Source organism: Roseibium sp. MMSF_3247, assembly GCF_030733765.1.
Classification (GTDB): Bacteria; Pseudomonadota; Alphaproteobacteria; order Rhizobiales; family Stappiaceae; genus Roseibium.
Window position 1 is genome coordinate 253069 of the sequence record NZ_JASHII010000001.1, and the last position, 20405, is coordinate 273473.

18 protein-coding genes are annotated in these 20405 nt (G+C 57.4%); 14 read left to right on the plus strand and 4 right to left on the minus strand.

The features are described 5' to 3' along the window. Nucleotides 1-13: 13 nt before the first annotated feature. The 3 genes from recQ to RBB44_RS01080 form a co-directional block, all read right to left on the minus strand. Nucleotides 14-1903, minus strand: coding sequence for a DNA helicase RecQ (recQ, locus tag RBB44_RS01070; protein WP_306148057.1), 1890 nt, complete (start codon nucleotides 1901-1903; stop codon nucleotides 14-16). A 98-nt stretch (nucleotides 1904-2001) separates the two neighbouring features. After that, nucleotides 2002-2901, minus strand: coding sequence for a GNAT family N-acetyltransferase (locus RBB44_RS01075; RefSeq protein WP_209172136.1), 900 nt, complete (start codon nucleotides 2899-2901; stop codon nucleotides 2002-2004). A 116-nt stretch (nucleotides 2902-3017) separates the two neighbouring features. Further along, the gene (locus RBB44_RS01080) at nucleotides 3018-3395 is read right to left on the minus strand and encodes an MAPEG family protein (RefSeq protein WP_306148058.1); all 378 of its coding nucleotides are present in this window, start codon (nucleotides 3393-3395) and stop codon (nucleotides 3018-3020) included. A 126-nt stretch (nucleotides 3396-3521) separates the two neighbouring features. On the opposite strand from RBB44_RS01080, the gene RBB44_RS01085 reads away from it, so the two are divergent. The 12 genes from RBB44_RS01085 to lpdA all read left to right on the plus strand — a co-directional run bounded on the left by RBB44_RS01085 (nucleotide 3522) and on the right by lpdA (nucleotide 17724). Continuing rightward, the gene (locus RBB44_RS01085; RefSeq protein WP_306148059.1) at nucleotides 3522-3896 is read left to right on the plus strand and encodes a carboxymuconolactone decarboxylase family protein; all 375 of its coding nucleotides are present in this window, start codon (nucleotides 3522-3524) and stop codon (nucleotides 3894-3896) included. 133 nt (nucleotides 3897-4029) lie between these two features. Continuing rightward, entirely contained in the window at nucleotides 4030-4485 is a 456-nt protein-coding gene (locus RBB44_RS01090) for a low molecular weight phosphatase family protein (protein WP_306148060.1), read from the plus strand. Nucleotides 4486-4584: 99 nt separating this feature from the next. Further along, nucleotides 4585-5118, plus strand: coding sequence for a protease inhibitor Inh/omp19 family protein (locus tag RBB44_RS01095; protein ID WP_306148061.1), 534 nt, complete (start codon nucleotides 4585-4587; stop codon nucleotides 5116-5118). A 112-nt stretch (nucleotides 5119-5230) separates the two neighbouring features. After that, nucleotides 5231-5977 carry a hypothetical protein gene (locus RBB44_RS01100; protein ID WP_306148062.1) on the plus strand — a complete coding sequence of 249 codons (747 nt, stop codon included), beginning with the start codon at nucleotides 5231-5233 and terminating at the stop codon, nucleotides 5975-5977. Between the two features lie 310 nt (nucleotides 5978-6287). Further along, nucleotides 6288-7445 carry a cell division protein ZapE gene (gene zapE, locus RBB44_RS01105; RefSeq protein WP_371932261.1) on the plus strand — a complete coding sequence of 386 codons (1158 nt, stop codon included), beginning with the start codon at nucleotides 6288-6290 and terminating at the stop codon, nucleotides 7443-7445. A 173-nt stretch (nucleotides 7446-7618) separates the two neighbouring features. Then, the gene (gene mdh, locus RBB44_RS01110; RefSeq protein WP_306148064.1) at nucleotides 7619-8581 is read left to right on the plus strand and encodes a malate dehydrogenase; all 963 of its coding nucleotides are present in this window, start codon (nucleotides 7619-7621) and stop codon (nucleotides 8579-8581) included. A gap of 71 nt (nucleotides 8582-8652) precedes the next feature. Beyond that, nucleotides 8653-9852 (plus strand): ADP-forming succinate--CoA ligase subunit beta, encoded by a 1200-nt coding sequence (sucC, locus tag RBB44_RS01115; RefSeq protein WP_306148065.1) that lies wholly within the window; start codon nucleotides 8653-8655, stop codon nucleotides 9850-9852. Continuing rightward, the gene (gene sucD, locus RBB44_RS01120) at nucleotides 9853-10761 is read left to right on the plus strand and encodes a succinate--CoA ligase subunit alpha (RefSeq protein ID WP_209172144.1); all 909 of its coding nucleotides are present in this window, start codon (nucleotides 9853-9855) and stop codon (nucleotides 10759-10761) included. It abuts the gene before it with no gap. Between the two features lie 220 nt (nucleotides 10762-10981). Beyond that, entirely contained in the window at nucleotides 10982-13969 is a 2988-nt protein-coding gene (locus tag RBB44_RS01125) for a 2-oxoglutarate dehydrogenase E1 component (RefSeq protein WP_306148066.1), read from the plus strand. Between the two features lie 63 nt (nucleotides 13970-14032). After that, a complete protein-coding gene (gene odhB / locus RBB44_RS01130) occupies nucleotides 14033-15559 on the plus strand; it encodes a 2-oxoglutarate dehydrogenase complex dihydrolipoyllysine-residue succinyltransferase (RefSeq protein ID WP_306148067.1) in 1527 nt (508 codons plus the stop codon). A gap of 40 nt (nucleotides 15560-15599) precedes the next feature. Next, nucleotides 15600-16214, plus strand: a complete 615-nt coding sequence (locus tag RBB44_RS01135) for a LysE family translocator (protein WP_306148068.1) — start codon at nucleotides 15600-15602, stop codon at nucleotides 16212-16214. 106 nt (nucleotides 16215-16320) lie between these two features. Continuing rightward, nucleotides 16321-17724, plus strand: a complete 1404-nt coding sequence (lpdA, locus tag RBB44_RS01140; protein WP_306148069.1) for a dihydrolipoyl dehydrogenase — start codon at nucleotides 16321-16323, stop codon at nucleotides 17722-17724. 74 nt (nucleotides 17725-17798) lie between these two features. Here the strand turns inward: lpdA and RBB44_RS01145 are convergent, their stop codons facing one another. Then, nucleotides 17799-18368, minus strand: a complete 570-nt coding sequence (locus RBB44_RS01145) for an NADPH-dependent FMN reductase (protein ID WP_306148070.1) — start codon at nucleotides 18366-18368, stop codon at nucleotides 17799-17801. A 119-nt stretch (nucleotides 18369-18487) separates the two neighbouring features. Between RBB44_RS01145 and RBB44_RS01150 the strand changes: the two genes are divergently transcribed. After that, nucleotides 18488-19369 carry a LysR family transcriptional regulator gene (locus tag RBB44_RS01150; protein ID WP_306148071.1) on the plus strand — a complete coding sequence of 294 codons (882 nt, stop codon included), beginning with the start codon at nucleotides 18488-18490 and terminating at the stop codon, nucleotides 19367-19369. Nucleotides 19370-19446: 77 nt separating this feature from the next. After that, complete coding sequence (locus tag RBB44_RS01155; protein WP_306148072.1) at nucleotides 19447-20400, plus strand: tyrosine recombinase XerC; 954 nt, start codon at nucleotides 19447-19449, stop codon at nucleotides 20398-20400. Nucleotides 20401-20405 lie beyond the last annotated feature (5 nt).

Consider the following 20405-nt stretch of genomic DNA (forward strand, 5'->3'; position numbering starts at 1 on the left):
CTTTGAGGCTGGCTTAGACGCCGGCCTCGAAGGCTTCCACCAGATCCAGAACTGCTTCGCCATACTTGTCCAGTTTTGATTGGCCAATGCCGGAGACCGATAGAAGGCTGTCGGGTGTGACCGGGCGCGCCGCAGCGATCCCGGCAAGAGTGGCGTCGGGAAACACCACATAAGGCGGCACGCTCTGATCCCGGGCAATTTGGGTGCGCAACCGGCGGAGCCGATCAAACAGCAACTGGTCTTCCTGGTCCAGCTCATCCGCCAGAGAGGCAGCCCGCGATGTCCGGGTGTTCTTGAGGCCAGAGGCGCTGCGGTCTTTGCGCAGACGAATCCTCTCTTCACCCCGCAGAACCGGCCGCGCCTTTTCGGTCAAGACCAATGCGCCATATTGCGTGTGGTCAACGTCGACATATCCGGCAGCAACGATCTGCCGTGTGATCGACTGCCATGTTTTGAGAGAGTGCTCCTGGCCGATACCGAACACGGAGAGACTGTCGTGGCCGAAGCGGGCGGACTTCTCGCTGGTCTTGCCCAGTAGAACATCGATCACATGTCCAGCGCCGAAGCGCTGGCCGGTCCGGTAGATCGCCGACATGAGCTTCTGCGCAGGTTCCGTGCCATCCCATGTTTCCACGGGTGACAGACAGGTGTCGCAGTTTCCGCAAGGTTCCGGGTAGGTCTCGCCAAAATGGGCGAGCAAGGCCTGGCGTCGGCAGCCCGCCGTTTCGCAAATTCCGAGGAGTGCGTTGAGCTTGGCATTTTCCGCGCGTTTGACCTCGTCCGGGGCATCGCCCTCCGCAATCATTCGCCGACGTTGCACGAGATCCGCCATACCATACGCCATGAAGGCTTCGGACGGCGCACCATCCCGCCCGGCGCGGCCTGTCTCCTGATAATAGGCCTCTACAGATGAGGGCAGGTCCAAGTGGGCGACGTAGCGCACATCCGGCTTGTCGATCCCCATACCGAAGGCCACCGTGGCCACCAGGCAAAGATCCTCCTCCAGCAAAAACGCATCCTGATTGGCTGCCCGCTGTTCTGCAGGCAAACCCGCATGATAGGGCAGTGCACGAATGCCCTTGGCATTTAGCCACTCGGCGATGTCCTCGACCTTCGCCCTGGAGAGGCAATAGACGATGCCGCATTCGCCCTTGTGTTTCTTCAGGAAATCCAGAAGCTGCTGGCGCTGATTGGTCCGTTCGACGATCTCATACCGGATGTTGGGCCGGTCGAAACTGGTCGAAAAAACTTCAGCCTCATCCAGCTTCAGCCGTGCCTGAATGTCTTTCTGGGTGTGCGGATCGGCTGTCGCGGTCAGCGCCACACGGGGGACGCCCGGATAGCGTTGCGCCAGGGTGGAGAGGCTTAAGTATTCCGGGCGGAAATCGTGGCCCCATTGGCTCACGCAATGCGCCTCGTCAATGGCAAAGAGCGCAATGTCGAGCGTATCGAGGAGCTTGCGGAAACTCTCAATGCCGAGCCGTTCCGGCGTGACGTAGAGGAGATCAATTTGTCCGCGTTGCAATTCCAGACGCAAATCAGCTTGTTCGCCAGGCGTGAGCGTGGAATTCAAGGCTGCTGCGTTGACACCGGCGGCTGTCAACGCACCGACCTGGTCCTTCATTAGCGCGATCAGAGGAGAAACGACGATCCCGACACCGCGGCGGCAAAGCGCCGGGATTTGGTAACAAAGCGACTTGCCGGCACCTGTTGGAAAAAGCACGACTGCATCCCGGCCGTCGACAAGCGACTGGATGACCGCCTGTTGCTTTCCCCGGAAATCACTGAAGCCGAAGATTTTCTGCAGCACAGCCAAAGGGCGCGCCTCGCCGGTCACTGGCGGTGCAAGCGTGGCCTGAATCGTATTGGGTTCCTCTGCGGCAGGCGCAGGTGAAGCGGACATGTTCGAATGATTCTCCTGAACTCATCGCACCATGTCTTATTCGCCGCTTCAGGGCAATTGCCCCGCCTGTGGATGACCGGGCGTTGACTGCGGAAAACCTAAAATTCCGCGTCCGGGTCACTCGCCAGGGTTTCTGCGCAGTGGATGCGCATTTGCTCGGTCAGCTCTGTCAGGTCGCCGTCCAGCCGTTCCGGACGGATCGGCTTGCCGAAGTGCACCCGGAATTCGGCATTTTTCTTGTTCAGCAGCTCATTGAAAACGGTCATGTCGCGCAGTTCTGTCGACACCCGGGCCAGGAAATAAAACAGCCCAGAATTCCGGCCGCCCATATGCATGGGAATGATCGGCGCCTTGTTCTTGCGCGCAAGAGCCAACGCGGATGTCATCCATGGGCGCTCGGTGAGCTTGCCCTCGTGCCAATAGGCAAGACGTCCGGACGGGAACAGGACAACGACGCGCTCCTTGGAGAATGCGGATGACGCAATCTTGAGCGTTTCTTTTGACTTTTCACGGCTTTTGAAGTCCGCCCGCCACTCCACCGGAATGATCATGTCCGCGAGCTGCGGATTGATGCGGATCGCGTCCCGATTGGCGAAGATTGCCAGGTCTTCACGCCGCTCCTTTATGGCATCGAACAACACGACACCATCGGCAATACCTGTGGGGTGATTTGAGACCAGGACGACTGGACCGTCCGTTGGAACGCGGTCCAGGCCGAGGGTCGTGACGTTCAATTGCAACAAATCGCTGAGGTGCCGGAAAACGTCCACCGCGCTCATGTGATCGATGGTGTTGGCCATTTCGACGGCTGACCGGTAGCGCAGGATTTTGAAGGCAAAGGGACGAATGAGGGGCCACCATGGGCTCGCCATCACCTGTTTGCCGCGTTCTGCGATCAGCACATCCACTATATGAGGATCGGCGGGAAGGCGCGTTGCCACCGCTTCATTTTCATGACGGGTGGGAAGCGTGGTGGTCGTCTGGTCTGTCGTCCGCACTCTTTAACCCCTGCCGGTTTCGATGCTCGATCCACACTGCCATGGTTAGCGAAAGCAGTCCGGCCATGCAAATGTTCAAAATAGAATTGGGTTTTTAAATGTCAGGCTGTTGCGTTTTAGCTCCACACGGGGCTTGTGAATATTGCGACGCAGGTCAGGAAGCCTGCGGTCCAGGCCAGTGAGCGTGGGTTTGATCGATCCGTCCAGTAGCAAAACACATAAATCACCCGCAGCATCACAAATAGGACTGCCAGCTGGTTGATCCAGTAGTCGGACCCGCCTTGACCGATCCCGACGATGACAGAGATGGCAAAAAGAGGAAAAGCCTCAAAGCCGTTGGCCTGAGCTGCTTGCGCCCGTGCCCGGAACCCCTCGCTCCAATAGTCAGGATCGCGCGGATTGGCGTTATCAAAGTCCTTGTTCAGCTTTGCCGGAAAGGCCGAAAGGATCGGAAGAATGGCGGCGGCAAGGATGCACCAGATGGCAAGCGGCACAGTTATCTCCATGACGTCGAGATTGGGGTGCGCCTTCATTCGCATGCAAATTGAGTGATATCAACGCCAATCGCGCAAGTGCGTCTTTAAGTATCCATCCGTCAGCAAAACAGCGGAGGAGCGAACATGTCCGTTTGCGATTGGCAGTCCTTTATTTCACAGACCGACAAGAGAATGGCCGATCTTCGGAGTGGCATCCCCGGTGTCACTAAAGGGTTTCACGACGTGGCTCGCTCGGCCATCAGTCCGGGTGCTTTGGATTCGAAGACCAAAGAATTGATCGCTCTTGCGATTGGAATTGCGGCGCGCTGCGATGGTTGTCTTGCCTACCACTCCAAGGCGGCCGCAAAATATGGTGCGAGCCGGGAAGAGATCATGGAAACGATCGGTGTCGCGGTTTATATGGGCGGCGGCCCGTCGATGATCTATGGAGCCGAAGCGCTGGCGGCATTCGATGCACTTTCCGGACACGGCGCGTCCGAGGCCCAAGACCCTAAGTAGTATTCAGAAGATTGGCTGTTTATCCGCTGAGAATGTTGGGCGCAGCCTTAAACTGTCATAATAGGGTCTGAACCTTTGGCTATGGCATCCGCGAAATTGGGAAACATGCCCCAACGTCGCAAGAGGATTCCCTGTGCCAAAAACCACCGTGTTGTTTGTGTGTCCCGACAACAGTTTGCTCGGGCCGATGGCCGAAGCCTGCCTCAACGCCAGAGGCAGCGGTCTTATGAGGGCTTTCTCAGCAGGCCTTCAGCCTGCGGCGCAGATCAGCAAGAATGTCAGCCGCCTTTTGTCGGAACATGGCGTGAGCGCGCAAGGCCTTTCGCCGAAATCCATTGATGTGTTTTTGATGCCATATGCAATCGTGCCGGATCGGATCATTTATCTGAGCGACGTAAAGGCGATCCTTCAACCGTCGTCCTGGAAGGGGACAACATCAAGCCATTGGTGGAGCGTGACGGATGGCGGCGCCTTGAGCGATGATTTTGCGGCCTGTTCTGGTTACCTTAAACTTATCTGGCAAGCGATTGACGGCCTGATTGATCCGTCCGTTCCATCGGAGCTTTCCACCGGCAACAAGGTTGCCTGACGGAAATTTGTAGAGTTTCCGCGGGAGCCTTTGGATTTTCGCCAAATTGTAGGCTAAGAGTGGCGGCATATTGGGACGTCATTCAGGGACTGATTCGTTATGAAGCGTGCGGCAAACTTGGGTTTGGTTGTGGGGTTGGTGATTCTCGCTGCGGGATGCCAGAGGCTTTCCGGCGGACCAAATTATGCTGCTCCGCTGCCCGCCACGCCGACGACGCCGGTTAACTCCGGTGCTTTGCAGCCGCTTGACCCTGCAGTCCCGGGATCTGAAACCGCGACAGCCGGGCTTGATGGAGCCGCCCCCACAACCGACGGTGCCGTGGCAGCCGTGACACCTCCTGCGAACGCTCAACAAGTAGGCCGTACCGATCTCCTTGGCGGCTGGAAATTGGCCTCTGGCGCCGACAATTGCATGGCATTCATGACCTTGACGACCTGGTCTGGTGGCTACCGTGCAAATACCAGAGGTTGTGCCACGCCTGTGCTGACCGGAATTTCCGCATGGGATCTGAATGGTAATCAGGTGGTCTTGAAGGACGGGAGTGGGCAAACTGTTGCGCAGCTCTACTCCAGCCAATCCGGGCGGTTCGACGGCCAGACGGCTACTGGAGTGCCGGTCTCTCTTTACCGTTAACAGCCCTCAGTATTTTTTCTGGACAATACGCGCAATGCGTGTATTTTTGCATGGTCAACTAAGGACTGTGCAAATGTCAAAATATGAACCTTTGCGGGAACACTTGGCCAGAATGGACGACGTGGTATGGGCCGCGAAGCTGGACGAGGTCGAGGAGATCATCGGATCAAACCTGCCGCGCAGTGCCAGAGAGCATCGCACCTGGTGGGCCAATTCCGGCGGTAGTCTGGTGCATCAAAATGCTTGGCTGGATGCTGGATGGCGTGTCGAGCGGACGGACCTGAACCGGGACGTCATCATTTTCCGGCGCCTCCGGATCGGGGGAACCAGCATCGCAGCCCAGAGCCAACGCGCGCAAAAGGATGTTCGAAACCCTCAGCGCGCTGCTGAAAAGCGCTTGACCCGGGAAATGGCTTCCTTGCGGCAGCCGGCGACCGTGACCCTGCGGACCGAATGGACGACCCTTGGTGACGTTCAAAAGACACCCTGTTCAAATTCAACGATCCCGAGGGATGCGGGCGTCGTCCGTTTCGCCGCCATGGATGGGGAAGAGGTCAGGACAGTGATCATTGCAACGCAATCGATCCACAAACTGTACCGCGCTCTTCGTTTGGAGATGAAGGGCATGTCTGGGTCTGATGAAGATTTGCCAGCACTCAAACTCATCAACAAATCCGATTTTGACCCGAAGCAGCCAATTGAGTGCGATGTTGTGAAATCTGGAAATGCTTGGCTGCTCACCGATGGGCGCGGCCGCAAAGCCAAAATGGATGACAAAACAGAATGTCATCTCGTGGCGCAACTCCTTTACGTGCAAGAGCTTCAATCTGGCCGGACGAGCAAGCTTTTGCAGGTTTGACGGGGCCGCCGCACCCTGACCATGTCCTCCAAAATTTCTCAGGGTGGTCCTCTCCAGCGCCTGCTGGAGAGGATTTTTTGTCTCTCTCAAGTCGTTGGCAGACGAATGCCAGAGATCGGGAGTTTTAATTGATTTAAGGGCAAAACTCACTTCGCGTGGTTCCAACTGGCAGTCCCGCAAACATGTCATGTCAGAAGAGCCGTAACGCTTTTTGATAGCTTGCATCTGCGACGTTTTGACAGTATCCCCGCCCCCAAAAGGTCACGCCTTACCCTCCATGGACTTGCAGGATGGAGCTCAGCACTTGAAGCTGGAATTGCCGGTCAACCGCGCCTTGGGCGCCCGCTACGATGCGCTTGTCGCATCCGGTGATATTTCTGAAGACCCGGTTCAGCGCGAGGCAGTCCGGCATCTTGATCTTCTCAACACCCGCCTTGGCGAGACACGACTGGCTTCTAAGAAGAGCTCGCTTGGCTGGCTGTTTGCCAAGAAAAAGAACCAGCTCTGGGCCTCCGTTCAGGGGCTATACATGTGGGGCGGAGTCGGCCGGGGCAAAACCATGCTGATGGACCTCTTCTATGAGGTCACCGTGATCCGGCGCAAACGGCGTGTGCATTTTCATGAATTCATGGCCGATGTGCATGACCGGATCCATGCACACCGGCAGGCGCACAAGCGGGGCGAAGTCAAGGGCGACGACCCGATCCCGCCCGTGGCGGCGCAAATCGCCGAAGAGACCCGGCTGCTCCTCTTCGACGAGTTTTCCGTCACCGACATTGCCGATGCGATGATCTTGGGACGATTGTTCACACAGCTGTTCGAGTTGGGGGTCATCGTTGTTGCCACTTCGAATGTGAACCCGGACCTCCTCTACAAGGATGGTTTGAACCGGCAGCTTTTCACGCCATTTATCTCGCTATTAAAGTCCAAAGTCAGCGTCTTGCATTTGGATTCGCCGACCGATTACCGGCTTGAAAAACTTGCAGGATCTCCCGTCTATTTGACGCCGCTTGGGGATGAGGCGCGCGCTCAGATAGACGATCTCTGGCAACGTTTGACTCACGGTATGCCGACGCACAAGGAAGAGCTGGAAAACAAGGGCCGGAAGATCCCCGTTCCCTGCACGGCAGCCGGCGCGGCGCGGTTCACATTCGACGATTTGTGTATGCAGCCGCTCGGAGCAAGTGATTACCTGCGCATTGCGCATGCCTACAGCACGCTGTTTCTGGACGATGTGCCGGTGCTGTCGAAAGCCCGGCGCAATGAAGCCAAGCGATTTATCACACTTATTGATACGCTTTACGATAACGGCATCAAACTGATCATCTCCGCTGCGGCCGAGCCGGCCGATCTTTACGTGTCGACAGACGGAACGGAGGCCTTTGAATTCGACCGGACGGCCTCGCGGCTGATCGAGATGCGTTCAGAGGCCTATCTGGCGGGTGAACGGCGGGAAAGACACGCATAGGTACGCATTCCCTAAAGGGTAGGAATGTGTGCGGGAATAAATGAAAAAATTTGGTTTTGCTGGCGCAATATACTTCTGGCGAGGTTGCGCGGGCGGAACAAAGGGAGTAGTGCCATCGTCAGTCATCGGCGGATGGCATGGAGTTCCATCTTACGTAAAGGGAAACTTTCGATATGGCGCGGAACAAGATTGCCTTGATCGGCTCGGGTCAGATTGGCGGCACGCTCGCTCACCTGGCAGGCTTGAAGGAACTGGGGGACATCGTTCTCTTCGACATCGCGGAAGGCATGCCGCAAGGCAAGGCTCTCGATCTCGCAGAGTCCTCTCCGGTCGACGGCTTTGATGCCAAGCTGGCAGGAACCAACACCTACGAAGCCATCGAAGGCTCCGACGTTGTCATCGTTACCGCAGGCGTGCCGCGCAAGCCGGGTATGAGCCGCGACGATCTTCTGGAAATTAACCTGAAGGTGATGGAGCAGGTCGGCGCAGGTATTTCCAAATACGCTCCGAACGCGTTTGTCATCTGCATCACCAACCCGCTCGACGCAATGGTCTGGGCTCTGCAGAAATTCTCCGGCCTGCCGAAAAACAAAGTCGTCGGCATGGCTGGTGTTCTGGACAGCGCCCGCTTCCGTTACTTCCTGGCTGACGAGTTCAATGTTTCCGTTGAAGACGTTACCGCATTCGTCCTTGGTGGCCACGGCGACACCATGGTGCCGCTGACCCGTTACTCCACTGTTGCAGGCATCCCGCTCACCGATCTGGTGAAAATGGGCTGGTGCACAGCCGAGCGTCTCGAAGAGATCGTTCAGCGCACCCGTGACGGTGGCGCAGAGATCGTTGGCCTCCTGAAAACCGGCTCCGCTTTCTACGCACCGGCAGCTTCCGCGATCCAGATGGCCGAGAGCTACCTGAAGGACAAGAAACGCGTTCTGCCATGTGCAGCTGCCCTCGACGGTCAGTATGGCCTGAAAGATACCTATGTCGGCGTTCCGGTGGTGATCGGCGCAGAGGGTGTTGAGCGCGTCATCGAAATCGACCTGCAGGGCGACGAAAAAGCCGGCTTTGAAAAGTCGGTCGCGTCTGTCGATGGCCTGGTTGAGGCCTGCAAAAAGATCCAGCCGGCGCTCGCATAAGATCAGCGCCTGCCGACGAGTTTTAGCGGCCGCCCTGTGTTGGGGCGGTCCTCCGACAACGGGGGAAACACATGAACATTCATGAATACCAGGCCAAGGCCGTGCTGAAGGAATTCGGTGCACCAGTGGCCGAGGGCGTTGCGATCTTTTCTGCTGATGAAGCAGAAGCCGCTGCCAAAAGCCTGCCGGGCCCGCTTTGGGTCGTCAAATCCCAGATCCACGCTGGTGGCCGCGGCAAGGGCAAGTTCAAGGAATTGGATGCAGATGCCAAGGGCGGTGTCCGTCTCGCCTTCTCTCTGGACGAAGTTAAAGTGCATGCAGCAGAAATGCTTGGCAACACGCTGGTGACAGCCCAGACCGGGGAAGCTGGCAAGGTTGTCAACCGTCTCTACATCGAAGATGGCGCGGACATTGAGCGTGAGCTTTACCTCTCCATCCTCGTTGACCGCACCGTCGGCCGTCCGGCATTCGTTGTGTCCACCGAAGGCGGCATGGACATTGAAGCTGTCGCCGAAGAGACCCCGGAAAAGATCATCACGCTTCCGATTGATCCTGACACGGGTGTCACTGAGGCGGATGCTGCCAAGCTTTGCGATGCTCTCGAATTGACCGGCGCGGCTCGCGAAGACGGCTTCAAGCTCTTCCCGATCCTGCACAAGGCGTTTGTCGAAAAAGACATGGCGCTGCTGGAAGTGAACCCGCTGATTGTCATGAAAGACGGCCACCTGCGCGTTCTCGACGCCAAAGTGTCCTTCGATGGCAATGCGCTGTTCCGCCACGACGACATCATGGCCCTGCGCGATGAGACCGAAGAAGACGCCAAGGAAATTGAAGCGTCCAAATACGATCTCGCATACGTTGCTCTCGACGGTGACATTGGCTGCATGGTCAACGGCGCCGGCCTTGCCATGGCGACCATGGATATCATCAAGCTCTACGGTGCAGAGCCTGCCAACTTCCTTGATGTTGGTGGTGGTGCGACCAAGGAGAAGGTGACGGCTGCATTCAAGATCATCACGTCTGATCCGAACGTCAAAGGCATCCTGGTCAACATCTTCGGCGGCATCATGCGCTGCGACATCATCGCGGAAGGCGTCCTCGCCGCTGTGACCGAAGTCGGTCTGCAGGTCCCGCTCGTTGTGCGCCTTGAAGGCACCAATGTTGAGCTCGGCAAAAAGATCATTTCCGAAAGCGGAATGAATGTGATCGCTGCAGACGATCTCGACGACGCCGCCCAGAAAATCGTGAAAGCCGTTAAGGGGGGCGCGTAAATGTCGATCCTCGTCAATAAAGACACGAAAGTTATCGTTCAGGGCCTGACCGGCAAGACCGGCACGTTCCACACGGAACAGGCTCTTGAGTACTACGGCACCAAGATGGTGGCCGGTGTGCACCCGAAAAAGGGTGGTGAAAAATGGTCTGCCGGCGTCGAAGGCGCCGCAGAGCTGCCGATCTTTGCTTCCGTAGGTGAGGCAAAGGAAGCGACCGGTGCTGACGCATCCGTGATCTACGTTCCGCCGGCAGGCGCGGGCGCAGCGATCATCGAAGCGATCGATGCGGAAGTCCCGTTCATCGTCTGCATCACCGAAGGCATTCCGGTTGCCGACATGGTCAAGGTCAAGGCGAAGCTGGAGAAATCCAAGTCCCGTCTTCTCGGCCCGAACTGCCCGGGTATCCTGACCCCTGAAGAATGCAAGATCGGCATCATGCCGGGCTCCATCTTCAAGAAGGGTTCCGTAGGTGTTGTATCGCGCTCCGGCACACTTACCTACGAGGCGGTCTTCCAGACCTCCAACGCAGGCCTCGGCCAGACAACGGCTGTCGGCATCGGCGGAGACCCAGTCAAAGGCACCGAATTCATCGACGTCCTGGAAATGTTCCTGGCCGACGACGAAACACAGTCGATCATTATGATCGGTGAAATTGGTGGTTCTGCGGAAGAAGAAGCGGCTCAGTTCCTGAAGGACGAAGCCAAGAAAGGCCGCAAGAAGCCGATGGCTGGCTTCATTGCGGGCCGCACGGCGCCTCCGGGCCGCACCATGGGTCACGCAGGTGCTGTGATCTCCGGTGGCAAAGGCGGCGCTGAAGACAAGATCGCTGCGATGGAAGAGGCCGGTATCAAGGTGTCTCCGTCCCCGGCGAAGCTCGGTGAAACACTTCTCGAAGTGTTGAAGGGCTAAATACAAAAGAAAATCCACTGCGGATTACGGAAACTGTTTACGTTTCCTGCTGCATGGTGAAAGGATAGGTTACGGCGCGGCAACGTGCCGTGACCTTTGGGTAAACACCCAATATTTCGAGGGGCCGGTGGTGCGCATCGGTCTTTGTAGGGAACCGGCCGCGGGCCAGTTTTTTGGCTCGCCAAAGAATAAGGGCGGAGAAGCCCTCCGCTGAGTGAACATGGCACGGCAGGAAGCGAACAACGTATTCGCACTGACGTCGTTGCTTTACGGCGCCAACGCAGCCTATATCGAAGACCTCTACGCCAGCTATAAGACTGATCCCAATTCGGTTGATCCGGAGTGGCGGGATTTCTTCGCGGCATTCCAGGATGAAAAAGACGCGGTTTTGAAAGAAGCCCGCGGCGCGCCCTGGAAACGGAAAGACTGGCCGCTGGAGGCCAGTGGCGACCTCGTCAACGCGTTTGACGGCAATTGGGCGCCAATCGAGCAGAAGCTCGAAACCAAGCTCAAACAGAAAGCGGATACGACCGGCACACCAATGTCGGATGCCGAAGTTCATCAGGCAACACGCGACTCCGTGCGGGCGCTGATGATGATCCGGGCATACCGCATGCGCGGTCACTTGCACGCAGATCTCGACCCGCTGCAACTTGCGACGCCCGGGGATCACGAAGAGCTGCACCCCTCATCCTACGGCTTCACCGAAGCTGATTGGGACCGCAGGATCTTCATCGACCATGTTCTGGGGCTGGAATACGCAACCATCCGCGAGATGCTGGACATCCTGAAGCGGACCTATTGCTCGACGCTGGGCGTTGAGTTCATGCATATTTCTGATCCGGCAGCAAAGTCGTGGTTGCAGGAGCGCATTGAGGGTCCTGACAAGCAAGTTGCTTTCACCTCTGAAGGCAAGAAGGCGATCCTCAACAAACTTGTTGAAGCTGAAGGTTTCGAAAAGTTTCTGGACGTCAAATACACCGGCACCAAACGTTTCGGCCTCGATGGCGGTGAAGCACTGATCCCGGCGCTTGAACAGATTATCAAGCGCGGCGGTCAGATGGGCCTCAAGGACATCGTCCTCGGTATGGCCCACCGCGGACGCCTCAACGTGCTGACCCAGGTGATGGGCAAACCGCACCGCGCCGTGTTCCACGAGTTCAAGGGCGGCTCTTACGCGCCGGACGATGTGGAAGGGTCGGGTGATGTGAAATATCACCTTGGCGCATCTTCGGATCGCGACTTTGACGGCAATAATGTCCACTTGTCATTGACAGCCAACCCGTCTCACCTCGAGATTGTAAACCCGGTCGTTCTTGGTAAGGCGCGGGCGAAGCAGGATCAGCTGGCGGCGAAGGAAGACGGCACGTTTGTTGAAACAACAGAAGTCGAACGCAGCACCGTTCTGCCGCTTCTGCTTCACGGTGATGCGGCCTTTGCTGGTCAGGGTGTGGTTGCTGAGTGTTTCGGCCTTTCCGCACTGCGTGGTCACCGCACGGGCGGTTCGATCCATGTGATCATCAACAACCAGATCGGCTTTACGACGAACCCGCGTTTCTCGCGTTCTTCGCCGTATCCGTCCGATATGGCGAAGGTGATCGAGGCACCGATCTTCCACGTGAATGCGGATGATCCGGAAGCCGTTGTCTTTGCAGCCAAGATCGCAATCGAATACCGGCAGACTTTCGGTCGCCCGGTTGTGATCGACATGATCTGCTATCGCCGCTTTGGCCACAACGAAGGCGACGAACCGGCGTTCACGCAGCCGATCATGTACCGCAAGATCCGCAAACATCAGACAACCTTGCAGCTGTATTCCGACCGGCTGATCAAGGAAGGTGTGATGAGCCAGGAAGACGTCGACCGCATGAAAGCGGCTTGGCGTACGCATCTGGACACTGAGTTTGACTCCGGTCAGGCGTTCAAGCCCAACAAGGCCGACTGGCTCGACGGCAAATGGGCCGGATTGAAACGGGCGGATGACGAAGAAGATCCGCGCCGCGGTGAAACCGGTGTTGCAATCGATGAGCTGAAAGACATCGGTCGCAAGCTGACCAAAATCCCGGACGACTTCAACGCACACCGCACGATCGCACGGTTCATGAACAATCGTGAGCGGATGATTGAGACGGGTGAAGGCATAGATTGGGCAACCGCGGAAGCATTGGCGTTTGCGACCTTGCTAAAGGAAGGCCATCCAATTCGTTTGTCCGGTCAGGATTGTGAGCGCGGCACGTTCTCGCAGCGGCATTCCGTGCTCTATGATCAGGAGAACGAAAACCGCTACATTCCGCTGAACCATGTCGGGGAAGGCCAGCAGCGCTACGAGGTCATCAACTCGATGCTCTCCGAAGAAGCGGTGCTCGGTTTTGAATACGGCTACTCGCTCGCTGAACCTCGTGCCCTCACCTTGTGGGAAGCACAGTTTGGTGACTTCGCCAACGGTGCGCAGGTTCTGTTCGATCAGTTCATTTCGTCTGGCGAGCGCAAATGGCTGCGTATGTCGGGTTTGGTCTGTCTGTTGCCTCACGGCTATGAAGGTCAGGGCCCCGAACACTCTTCGGCGCGGCTTGAGCGGTTCTTACAGCTGTGTGCGGAAGACAACATGCAGGTGGCGAACTGTTCGACACCGGCGAACTACTTCCACATCCTGCGCCGTCAGCTGTGCCGCGATATTCGTAAGCCGCTGATCCTTATGACGCCGAAATCGCTTCTGCGTCACAAGAAAGCGGTGTCGAAGATCGAGGAACTTGGACCGGACAGCACCTTCCACCGTTTGCTGTGGGACGATGCGGAATCCAACCCGGCGGCAGAAACCAAACTGGTGTCTGACGACAAGATCAAGCGTGTCGTGATGTGTTCCGGCAAGGTCTACTACGATCTTTACGAAGAACGCGAAAAGCGTGGCATCGATGATGTCTACTTGATCCGTGTCGAACAGCTCTACCCGTTCCCGAAAAAGGCTCTGATGATGGAGCTGGCCCGTTTCCCGCAAGCGGAAATGGTCTGGTGCCAGGAAGAGCCGAAGAACATGGGCAGCTGGTTCTTCGTTGAGCCTTATATCGAGTGGGTCCTGGAACAGATCGATGCCAAGCACAAGCGCCCGCGTTATGCAGGCCGCGCGGCAATGGCGTCCACGGCTACGGGTTTGATGTCCGCGCATTTGGCCCAGCTGCAGGCATTCCTCGAAGAGGCACTCGGAAACTGATCACGAAGGGGGCGGTGGCCCCCTTCATCGAAATTGGCCTGGGAAATTTAAGAGAAGGCAACCATGGCAACCGAAATTCGCGTCCCAACGCTTGGGGAATCCGTATCTGAGGCAACCATTGCTCAGTGGTTCAAAAAACCGGGTGACGCCATCAATCAGGATGAGCCGCTGGTCGAGCTGGAGACGGACAAGGTAACCGTTGAAGTTCCAGCACCGGCATCCGGCACACTGGAATCCATCGTGGTCAAGGAAGGCGACACCGTTGAAGTTGGCGCTCTGCTTGGTCAAATCGCAGAAGGTGCAGGCGCTGCAGCTGCCGCACCGGCGGCTTCCGCGCCGGCTCCTGCCAAGACAGAAGCTCCGGCGGCCAAAGCTGAGCTCGTTGACGTTGTCACCCCGAGCGCGGGCGAAAGCGTGACCGAAGCTGAAGTTGGCGAATGGAGCGTCAAGGTTGGCGATACCGTCAAGGCGGACGACACGCTTGTCGAACTGGAAACCGACAAGGCCGCTCAGGAAGTTCCAGCTCCAGTCGCAGGCACCGTTGTCAAGATCGCGGCTGAAACCGGCGCAACCGTCGAGCCGGGCGTTCTGCTGTGTCAGATCGATCCGTCCGGTGCAGGCGCTGCCGCCGCCGCCCCGGCTGCAGCAAGTGCTCCGGCTCCAGCAGCTGCCGCTCCAGCACAGAACACTGGCACCTCCATGCCGCCGGCACCGTCAGCTGCCAAGATGATGGCGGAAAACAGTCTCTCTGGTGATCAGGTTGCTGGCTCTGGCAAACGCGGTCAGGTCCTGAAGGGCGACGTCATCAACGCCATCGCCTCCGGCGCGACATCGGCCTCTGCTCCGGCGCCGGCAGCTGTTGCCCGTGGCCCGGTTGCAGCCGAAGACGAAGTCCGCGAAGAGCGCGTGCGCATGACCAAGCTGCGCCAGACCATCGCGCGCCGCCTGAAAGATGCGCAAAACACTGCAGCCATGCTGACTACCTACAACGAGGTGGACATGGGTCCGGTCATGGAACTGCGCAAGCAGTACAAGGATCTATTTGAGAAGAAACACGGCGTGAAGCTCGGCTTCATGGGCTTCTTCACAAAAGCTGTAACCCATGCGCTGAAAGAGATCCCGGCTGTGAATGCCGAGATCGATGGCACGGACATCATCTACAAGAACTTTGCCCACATCGGCGTTGCGGTTGGTACGGACAAAGGCTTGGTGGTTCCGGTTGTCCGGGATGCGGACCAGATGTCAATTGCCGAGATCGAACAGGAAATCGGCAACCTCGGCCGCAAGGCGCGGGACGGTAAGCTCGGCATGGCCGACATGACCGGTGGGACCTTCACCATCTCCAACGGCGGTGTCTACGGCTCGCTGATGTCTTCGCCGATCCTGAATGCGCCGCAGTCCGGTATTCTGGGCATGCACAAGATCCAGGAACGCCCGATGGCTGTGAACGGTCAGGTGGTGATCCGCCCGATGATGTATCTGGCGCTGTCCTATGACCACCGGATTGTCGACGGCAAAGAAGCCGTGACCTTCCTGGTGCGCGTCAAGGAAAGCCTGGAAGATCCGCAGCGTCTGGTTCTGGATCTCTGATCCGGACCAGTCTTCCTGTCATGCTCAAAGGAGCCGGACAATGAGCCTGGAGTTTTTGATCACCGCTTTGATCGTGGTGCTGGTCCCTGGAACCGGGGTCGTCTACACGGTGGCGGTCGGTCTGGGCAAAGGCCGGCAGGCGGCAATCGCTGCCGCCTTCGGCTGCACGCTGGGCATTATTCCAGCAATCCTGGCGTCTGTCATTGGACTGGCCGCGCTGATGCACACCAGCGCGCTGGTCTTTACGGCGGTCAAATACGCTGGCGTGGCATACCTGCTTTATCTTGCCTGGCAAACGCTGAAAGACAGCGGTCCGCTGGAGTTGAAGGCGGACAAGTCCAACCGTAAAAGCATGATCGGGACGGTTCGCACCGGGTTTTTGATCAACATCCTTAATCCGAAACTGACCGTGTTTTTCCTGGCGTTTTTGCCGCAGTTTGTCAGCCCGCAAGCAGCCAATCCAACTCTGGATATGGCATTGCTCGGCGGTGTGTTCATGGCGATGACCTTCGCGGTGTTCATCGTCTACGGCATGTTTGCGGCACTTGTCGGGGAAAAGGTGCTGCGCAGTGATACGGTCATGCTCTGGATGCGCCGTGCTGTTGCGACAGCTTTTGCAGGTTTTGGCTTGCGCCTTGCGCTTGCAGAGCAGTGATGAGGTCTTTGAAAGACCTTCGAATTTCATTCTCCGGTTTCTGTTCTGACAACCGGTTTTAAAAGTGTCCGTAAGGGATAGAGAGAAAGAGGCTAAGGCGACCCAAATGTCCCAATATGATCTTGTCGTCATTGGAACCGGCCCGGGCGGCTATGTTTGCGCAATCAAGGCGGCCCAGCTCGGCCTGAAAACCGCTGTTGTTGAAAAAGAAGCGACCCTTGGCGGCACCTGCCTGAATATCGGCTGTATCCCGTCCAAGGCTCTGCTGCACGCATCAGAAATGTTCCATGAAGCGGGCCACGGATTCGAGAAGCTCGGCATCAAGGTTGCCAAGCCGAAACTCGATTTGCCTGGCATGATGAAACACAAGAGCGACGTTGTTGACGCCAATGTCAGCGGCGTTTCTTTCCTGATGAAGAAAAACAAGATCGACGTCCACAGCGGATTGGGCAAGATCCTGGGTGGCGGAAAAGTCGAAGTCACCGACAACGACGGCAAGGCATCGGTTATCGAAACGAAGAACATCGTGATTGCCACCGGCTCCGATGTGATGCCGCTGCCGGGCGTGGAAATCGACGAAAAGCAGATCGTCTCCTCCACCGGCGCGTTGGACCTTGAAAAAGTTCCGGGCAAGATGATTGTCGTCGGCGGCGGTGTGATTGGTCTGGAGCTCGGCTCGGTCTGGAACCGCCTCGGCGCAGAAGTTACCGTCGTCGAGTTCATGCCGAAGATCCTTGGAGCCATGGATGGCGATGTTTCCAAGAACTTCCAGCGGATCCTGAAAAAACAGGGCATGGCCTTCAAGCTGTCTTCCAAGGTCACGGGCGTTGAGAAGAAGGGCAAGGGCCTTGCGGTTTCCGTTGAGCCCGCAGCCGGCGGCGATGCGGAAGTTCTTGAAGCCGATATCGTCCTGGTTGCCATTGGCCGCCGCGCGTACACAGAAGGTCTTGGGCTTGATCAGGCCGGCGTTGTTGTCGATGACCGTGGCCGGGTTCAGATTGACAATCACTACAAGACCAATGTCGACGGCATCTACGCAATTGGCGATGTGGTCGTCGGACCGATGCTCGCGCACAAGGCAGAGGATGAAGGTGTTGCGGTTGCAGAGATCCTCGCAGGCCAGGCTGGCCATGTGAACTACGATGTCATTCCGGGTGTTGTTTACACCCAGCCGGAAGTCGCCTCTGTCGGCAAGACGGAAGAGGAGTTGAAGGCGGCTGGTGTTGAGTACAAGACCGGCAAGTTCAACTTCACGGCCAATGGCCGCGCGCGCGCCATGAACGCGACCGACGGCTTTGCCAAGGTTCTGTCCGACGCAAAAACCGATCAGGTGCTCGGTGTGCATATCGTCGGTTTCGGTGCCGGTGAAATGATCCACGAAGCCTGCGTTGTCATGGAATTCGGCGGTTCCGCGGAAGACCTCGGCCGTACCTGTCATGCGCACCCGACCATGTCGGAAGCCGTCAAGGAAGCCGCCATGGGGGCATTCGCCAAGCCGATCCATTCCTAAGAGGTCTGGAAAGTTTGAAATCAAAAAGCCCGGGTAAGCACCCGGGCTTTTTTTGAGTACTGTCCTGAAGATGTTTAGGCGGCGCGCTTGGCGCCTTGCGCAGCAGATACCAGATCCGACAGGATTTCGCGCAAGGAGTGCTCCAGGTCCTCATCGGCCAGTTTACCCGCTTCCGTGTCGAACTTCTCGGTGAATGGCCCGATCGAGAGGCTGCCCCGAATGTCGGCTCCGAAGAAGCCCGCCGACCCGACCGCTGATTTCAGGACGCTGGCAGCACCGCCCGGTCCCATGGACGCGGACAAAGCAACTTGCGGCTTGTCCTGAAAGACCTTCATGTTGACGCGGGAGGCCCAGTCGAAAACGTTTTTGAAGGCGGCGGTATATGTGCCGTTATGTTCGGCATAGGAAACGATCAGAGCATCTGCAGCACCGATCTTTTCATGGAACCGTTTGGCTTCTTCTGGAATGCCGCCCTCGGTTTCCCGGTCAATGCTGTAGATTGGCATCTCGTAGTCGTTCAGATCGATGATCTCAATCTCCGCATTTGGGTCCAGATCAGAGGTGATGATGTCGCTTGCGGCTTGAACCACCTGCTTGTTGATGGATTGGCGGCTGTTTGTTGCTGCGAATGCTAGGATTTTCATGGCTCAACCTCTTTGGTGATGTCCCACTGTCATCGTGTTGAACCCAATCTAATATGTTGTATATTTGCTTTAAAGATATCAATATCCGCATCTAATGCGCGAAAATGTGACATAAGATTATGCAGCACTGGACCGAGATTCGAACAGCCGCGCGTGTTGCGCGTTTGGGGACCGTAAGCGCTGCCGCCGAATCGCTCGGCGTTCACCGGGCGACCATCAACCGCCACGTCGACACTCTAGAGGCAGCGCTTGGTGGCAAACTGTTTCAACGCCATGCAAAGGGCTTTACGCCAACCGATCTCGGGCGCGAACTGCTTCGCATTGCCGATACCGCTGACGAGCAGTTCGAGGAATTACATCGCAAGGCGCAAGGGCAGGGAGATGCGCTGAGGGGCGACTTCATCGTGACGTCCATAGCGACCTATGCGCCAACCCTGATGCCGATCTTACGCGCCTTTGGCGACAAGCACCCGGGCCTTACCATCCGGTTCATGGTTAGCGACAGCCTCCTGCGCTTGGAATATGGCGAGGCGCATGTCGCGTTTCGTGCAGGTGGCCGGCCGGAAAACCCGGACAATGTGGTTCGGGAGTTTGAACGAATTGAAATCGGTCTGTTTGCCCATCAAACCTACATTGACCGGCATGGCCTGCCCGACGGGGCAGCTGACTTCCCAAAGCACCGGTTCGCCGGAACCGTGGATCCGAACACGAGGGCAGGGTTCCAGCGTTGGCTGCACGAAAATGTCCCGGCTGAGTGTATTGCATTCCGTTCCAACTCGATGGGCACGCTGGCAGAAGCTGTTCTCTGCGGTAACGGAATTGGGTTTCTGCCACGTGAGGCCGCTTTCGAACGCGGGGACCTGGTCGAAATTGTTCCCCCGGATCCGGATTGGCTCTCGATGATGTGGATGGTCACCCATGTTGATCTGCACCGCTCGGCGAAAGTGCAGGCGTTTTTGAAGGAGTTGGACCATCTGCGGCGGACCGGCGATTGGCTCTAAAGGAAATTCTTTAACTAAGCCGGGCAGCCCGCTACCGGATTAACGAAACGATCGGGAGTTTTCACTAGTCTGAGCAGATGTCTCACAGTGGAACCGATTCTCTGCTTGTCACGGCCAAACCGGATCTGAATGACCGGATCGCCAAATGGCTGGATCATTTGTCCGACGAACGGCGCTTGTCCGACAAGACGCTGATTGCTTATGAGCGGGATCTTCGCCAGTTCTTGCGCTTTCTGACAGATCATTTGGGTGGTGCGCCGGAGGTTAAGGATATTGCCGACCTGCGTCCGGCAGATTTTCGCGGGTTTTTGGCACAACGCCGCCGCAACAAGATCCAAAGCCGCTCGCTGGCACGCGGCCTGGCTGGCATCCGCTCGTTCCTGAAATTCCTGGAACGCCGGGGGGAGATCAACGCAGCCGCCTCGGATGCCGTCCGGCCACCACGTCAATCCCGTTCCTTGCCCAAACCGGTGTCTGCAAAGGATGCCATCGACATTACCCGTGGTGATCTCGCGATGGAAACAGAGGCCTGGGTGGAGTCGCGCAATGCAGCTGTTCTGACGCTGCTGTATGGATGCGGACTGCGCATTTCCGAAGCGTTGTCACTGACTGGAAAGATGGCCCCGCAGCCAGGTACGAAATCTATGCGAATTGTCGGCAAAGGCCGTAAGGAGCGGATCGTGCCAATACTGCCGGCTGTGTGTGAGGCGGTGGCTCATTACATAAAGCTCTGCCCTTATGCGATCTCACCAGACGGTCCGTTGTTTCTCGGGGCGCGCGGCGGTCCGCTCAATCCGAGGATGGTTCAACTGTCCATGGCCAAACTGCGCGGCGCACTTGGTCTTCCTGAAACAGCCACACCTCACGCCCTTCGGCATTCGTTCGCGACCCATCTTCTCGCAGGTGGGGGAGATTTACGGACCATTCAGGAACTGCTCGGTCATGCGAGCCTGGCATCCACCCAGATCTATACCGAGATCAACAGCGCCCATTTGCTGGCCGCCTATGACAAGGCGCATCCGCGGCGGTGATCCCA

What these genes read in the sequence shown, in the direction of transcription:
- recQ (WP_306148057.1), bottom strand. Translation starts at nt 1,903, where the DNA reads ATGTCCGCTTCACCTGCGCCTGCCGCAGAGGAACCCAATACGATTCAG.
- RBB44_RS01085 (WP_306148059.1), top strand. Translation starts at nt 3,522, where the DNA reads ATGTCCGTTTGCGATTGGCAGTCCTTTATTTCACAGACCGACAAGAGA.
- RBB44_RS01095 (WP_306148061.1), top strand. Translation starts at nt 4,585, where the DNA reads ATGAAGCGTGCGGCAAACTTGGGTTTGGTTGTGGGGTTGGTGATTCTC.
- RBB44_RS01100 (WP_306148062.1), top strand. Translation starts at nt 5,231, where the DNA reads ATGGACGACGTGGTATGGGCCGCGAAGCTGGACGAGGTCGAGGAGATC.
- mdh (WP_306148064.1), top strand. Translation starts at nt 7,619, where the DNA reads ATGGCGCGGAACAAGATTGCCTTGATCGGCTCGGGTCAGATTGGCGGC.
- sucC (WP_306148065.1), top strand. Translation starts at nt 8,653, where the DNA reads ATGAACATTCATGAATACCAGGCCAAGGCCGTGCTGAAGGAATTCGGT.
- sucD (WP_209172144.1), top strand. Translation starts at nt 9,853, where the DNA reads ATGTCGATCCTCGTCAATAAAGACACGAAAGTTATCGTTCAGGGCCTG.
- RBB44_RS01125 (WP_306148066.1), top strand. Translation starts at nt 10,982, where the DNA reads ATGGCACGGCAGGAAGCGAACAACGTATTCGCACTGACGTCGTTGCTT.
- odhB (WP_306148067.1), top strand. Translation starts at nt 14,033, where the DNA reads ATGGCAACCGAAATTCGCGTCCCAACGCTTGGGGAATCCGTATCTGAG.
- RBB44_RS01135 (WP_306148068.1), top strand. Translation starts at nt 15,600, where the DNA reads ATGAGCCTGGAGTTTTTGATCACCGCTTTGATCGTGGTGCTGGTCCCT.
- lpdA (WP_306148069.1), top strand. Translation starts at nt 16,321, where the DNA reads ATGTCCCAATATGATCTTGTCGTCATTGGAACCGGCCCGGGCGGCTAT.
- RBB44_RS01145 (WP_306148070.1), bottom strand. Translation starts at nt 18,368, where the DNA reads ATGAAAATCCTAGCATTCGCAGCAACAAACAGCCGCCAATCCATCAAC.
- RBB44_RS01150 (WP_306148071.1), top strand. Translation starts at nt 18,488, where the DNA reads ATGCAGCACTGGACCGAGATTCGAACAGCCGCGCGTGTTGCGCGTTTG.
- RBB44_RS01155 (WP_306148072.1), top strand. Translation starts at nt 19,447, where the DNA reads ATGTCTCACAGTGGAACCGATTCTCTGCTTGTCACGGCCAAACCGGAT.